This window comes from Stieleria sp., from assembly GCF_041595215.1.
In the GTDB taxonomy this organism is placed as follows: domain Bacteria; phylum Planctomycetota; class Planctomycetia; order Pirellulales; family Pirellulaceae; genus Stieleria; species Stieleria magnilauensis.
The window spans coordinates 1-3,605 of record NZ_JBFHKV010000908.1; the positions used below are offsets into that span (position 1 = coordinate 1).

Consider the following 3,605-nt stretch of genomic DNA (forward strand, 5'->3'; position numbering starts at 1 on the left):
GAGTCCGCTCCTCAATTCCCGCGTAATGGACGAGGCGACGAGTCCGCTGCCGTCGGCAGATTGGCTAGGACTCGTCGCCTCGTCCACTACCGCCTATCCGAAAACCAAGGTGCGGCGGAATACTAGTGCCCCGTATTATTCCGCCTTCATTCCCATCCGCAGCTTCATCGTGAACGCCAACGCCCCCAGTGCCATCACGACGAGCACCCAAATCTTACCATCGTCCGGCTCGGCATCACCCGCTGCGACCTTGTTCCTAGCGGTCGACGCGATCTCGTCTTTCCCTGGCGGAATCGCCAACTCCACCCGCTCACCCGAGTCCGCCGATTCGACCATCACGATTTGATCGCCGAGGGTCTGTTGCCAATCGGTTTTCAAGATCAGATCGACGCCCGGGTTGAGCGCCTTGACGCTGCAACTGCACTCGCCGACCAGGTAGCGGCACGCCGCGATGATCGAACCGGCGTCAAAGTCTGCAGCGGGCAAGGGTTCGATCATTCGTCCGCGGCCGAATACCGGAAACACGAACGGGGCCTCGATCGATTCGGTCCAGCCATCGACCATCGCGCGAAACGCGACTTCGTTTTCATCGTCGTGCCGAAGTCGCTCGATCGTGAACTTGATCGAAAGCGGGATGTCACAGCGCAGCACGTCATCCATCGACGCGGCCGGGTGGTCCTGCAGATACTGCGCGGCATCTTCTCGTCGAATCACGCCCTCGGGAATGGTGATCGCGGCGGTTGCCTCCCGGAGTGCAGACTCCAGGTCCGCCCGCAGCGCGTCGTTTTGTGATCGGTCAGGGCCTTCGACGAGGACCCAGACGGCGGACGCACCGGTTTGGATTTCCCGAAGGATGTTCTTGCGAAGCGGAGACTCGATCCAGGCGTTGAGATTCGCGGATGTCAGTGCGCCGCTCCAGCAGAGCGTTCGTTGACCGTCACGTTCGGGATAGAAAACCTGCAGCAGCGGCGTTTGCTCGGTGTTTTCCAATCCCTCGACCGACCAGAGTTCGGCTTCGGAGAGGGCGGCCAAATCAACGACTCGGGTGGTCACGTTGACACTTGGTTCGGCGAGAGACCGCAATGCGGCGAGTGCGTCGGCGGCATCGCCGGTCGGTTCACCATCGATCAAAGCCACGATTTCATACGTGTCGGCCGGCCATCGTTCAAGCGCATAGCGAAACACGGGAACCTTGCACGCGTTCGCGGTACTGGCGAACAACGCGATGAGGACGACGCAGAGGATGCGTCGATAGGCGTCCAGAGGTCGTTGGTGTCCAGCCTTTAGGCGCTCCCGGGGAAGTCGTTGGTGTCTGGGCATCTGCCGATGCTTCTGCATCGGGGATCGCCCAAAATCTAGACACCAACGATTGCCGGCACTGAGCGAATAAGACTGCTTCACCGGGTTGGCGTTCATCGTTGCGGTCCGAAGGCGTAGATGTGGCCGAGTCCGGTGCTGACGAGCAGTCGGCCGTCGGCGACCGCCAGTCCGTGGGCGACGCCATCGACCTCGGCCGACCACTTCAGCGAGCCGTCGTCGGCGTCATAGGCACGGACTTCGTTTTCCAGTCCGACCACGATCGAGTCGGCGGTCTTGATGAACCCGGTCGGATTGGGGCACTCGACCTCCCACCGCCAAGCCTCCGCTTGTTGCTTGGTGGCCTGGGCCAGCTCTGCTTTTGCGGCCACCTTGGCTTGTTCGTCGGTATTCTTTTTATCGTTGATGATCCCGTTGGCCTTGGTCGCGACGATTTGTGCGGCGACATAGCTGGATCGGTTCAGCATCTTGAGTTTTCCCGCGGTCGGGATCCAGGCACGTTCTCCGGCGACCAGGATTCGGTTGGTGCCACTGAAGGTTGCCAACCGTTGTCGGCTGCGAGCGTCGGCGAGGCGCATCTGATCGCTGGATGACTTTTGGTCTTGCGGGCCGGCCAACAGCATTTCGTCTTCGGTCAGCACGCAGAACACGCCACCGGCTTCACCGATCGCACCGAGGGATTTGCCGCCGGCCATGTCAAATGCCAGCGGTGCCGCGCGGCCTTGGGGCACATAGATCCGCTCTGACGAAGCCAACAACGCTCCTTGCATCGTGACGCCTTGTACTTCGTTACGGAAGCATCGATCGCCGTCCAACGCCCCCGTCTTGGCGTCGACCTTGCACAGGTACGACGCCTTCCACGGAACCAGCGACGCGCCGAACAACGCGGTGCCGTCTTGGACGAGCACACCAGTCCGCACCGGCCACATCGAAATCAGCTTGCGATTGCTCGCCACCTGCTTCCGCTCCGGAGCAGCCTGCTGTTTCCAAATCAATTCGCCCGAGCTTTGGTCACAACAGTAGACGAAGCCGTCATCGGAGCCGAAGTAGGCCCGACCGTCGGACAGGGTGGGAGGAAATCGAACGGCCGAACCTGTGAAAAACACCCATTGTTCTTTGCCCGTCGCGGCGTCCAACGCGTGCACGGCATCATCGACCGACGAACCGAAAAAGACTTGGCCGTCATCGACCGTCACGAAAAAGCAGGGGTCGAAGTTGCGCATCGATTGCAGGCCGCTGTTGCCCGAATAGGCGTCCCACTTTGCAGGCCCCGTCCAAGCAGTTTGCGGGGGCTGCTGCGAGACACGCACCCACAGCGGTTGCAGTGGAAACGTCAGGCTTGCGTCGGTGACGCCGCTGCGACGGGCGTCGTGACGATACGTCGGCCAGGATTGGGCGGACGCGTTGGAACCAACCCCGGTGACTCCGACGACCTGGCTGCCGATGCAGCTCAACAAGACGATGAGGGTTCGAAGTCGGATCATCGCTCGTCTCCCAACGACAGGACGGGGGCAAAACCGATCGAAGTCTCCATCCAACCGCCGCAGGAACACCCGCCACCGCCCTCCGGTGAAAACAGCATGCCTTGAGCCGGAATGGTGCTCAGCCAACAACTCGGCCGCAAGCGGGTGAACTCGCTGGGTTTCTCGTCCTGGAGTGACCACAACGACAGGGGGCCGGTTCCGCCGCGATAGATGATCGAGTTACCCGCACCGATCGGTGTCGCACATCCCCGGCGTTTGCCCAGCGTCCCCGATTTGACCACGCGGCCGTCGTCGGCACTGAGAATATGCGGTTGGACGAAGATCTGGCCGTTCATCAACACCGCGTGTTGGATGTGGGCGCTGTGATGGTCTTCGGGCCACTGGACGGATTGCTGCCAACGCGGCTTGCCAGATGTCGCATCGAGCGCGACGAAATGAAACTCGTTCTTTCCAGAGGTTTGCAAGATGAACTGATCGTCATCGGCAATGCCAAAACTGATCAGCGTTTCATGATCCTGGGCCGGCACCTTCGATTTCCAACGCTGTTCACCGCTGTCTAGGTCCAGGCAAACGATGGAGGCCGCGTTCCAGATTTGACGGTTGAGCAGTTTTCCGTTGGACGCTTGTTTCAGCGAGGGATCGTCGACTTCGACAAAGTAAATCTGGTTGCCGGAAATGGTGATGGTGGAATGCACGATTGCATCGGCATCACGCTGCCAATCGATGCTGCCGTATTGTTTGTCGTAGCCCACGATGGCGTTCCCGCAGACCTTGGCGGTCGCCGCATCGTCTTTGCCGTCGTAC

3 protein-coding genes are annotated in these 3,605 nt (G+C 60.7%); all 3 read right to left on the reverse strand.

Annotation, left to right across the window (positions count from 1 at the left end):
- Nucleotides 1-135: 135 nt before the first annotated feature.
- Nucleotides 136-1,185 (reverse strand): hypothetical protein, encoded by a 1,050-nt coding sequence (locus ABX749_RS26080; protein WP_372898581.1) that lies wholly within the window; start codon nucleotides 1,183-1,185, stop codon nucleotides 136-138.
- A 227-nt stretch (nucleotides 1,186-1,412) separates the two neighbouring features.
- Nucleotides 1,413-2,801, reverse strand: a complete 1,389-nt coding sequence (locus ABX749_RS26085; protein ID WP_372898582.1) for a PQQ-binding-like beta-propeller repeat protein — start codon at nucleotides 2,799-2,801, stop codon at nucleotides 1,413-1,415.
- Nucleotides 2,798-3,605, reverse strand: an 808-nt coding sequence (locus ABX749_RS26090; RefSeq protein ID WP_372898583.1) for a PQQ-binding-like beta-propeller repeat protein, incomplete at its 5' end; no start/stop codon positions are given. The genes ABX749_RS26085 and ABX749_RS26090, both read right to left, overlap by 4 nt.

Coding starts and splice junctions, on each gene's coding strand:
- ABX749_RS26085 (WP_372898582.1), bottom strand. CDS start 2,801: ATGATCCGACTTCGAACCCTCATCGTCTTGTTGAGCTGCATCGGCAGC.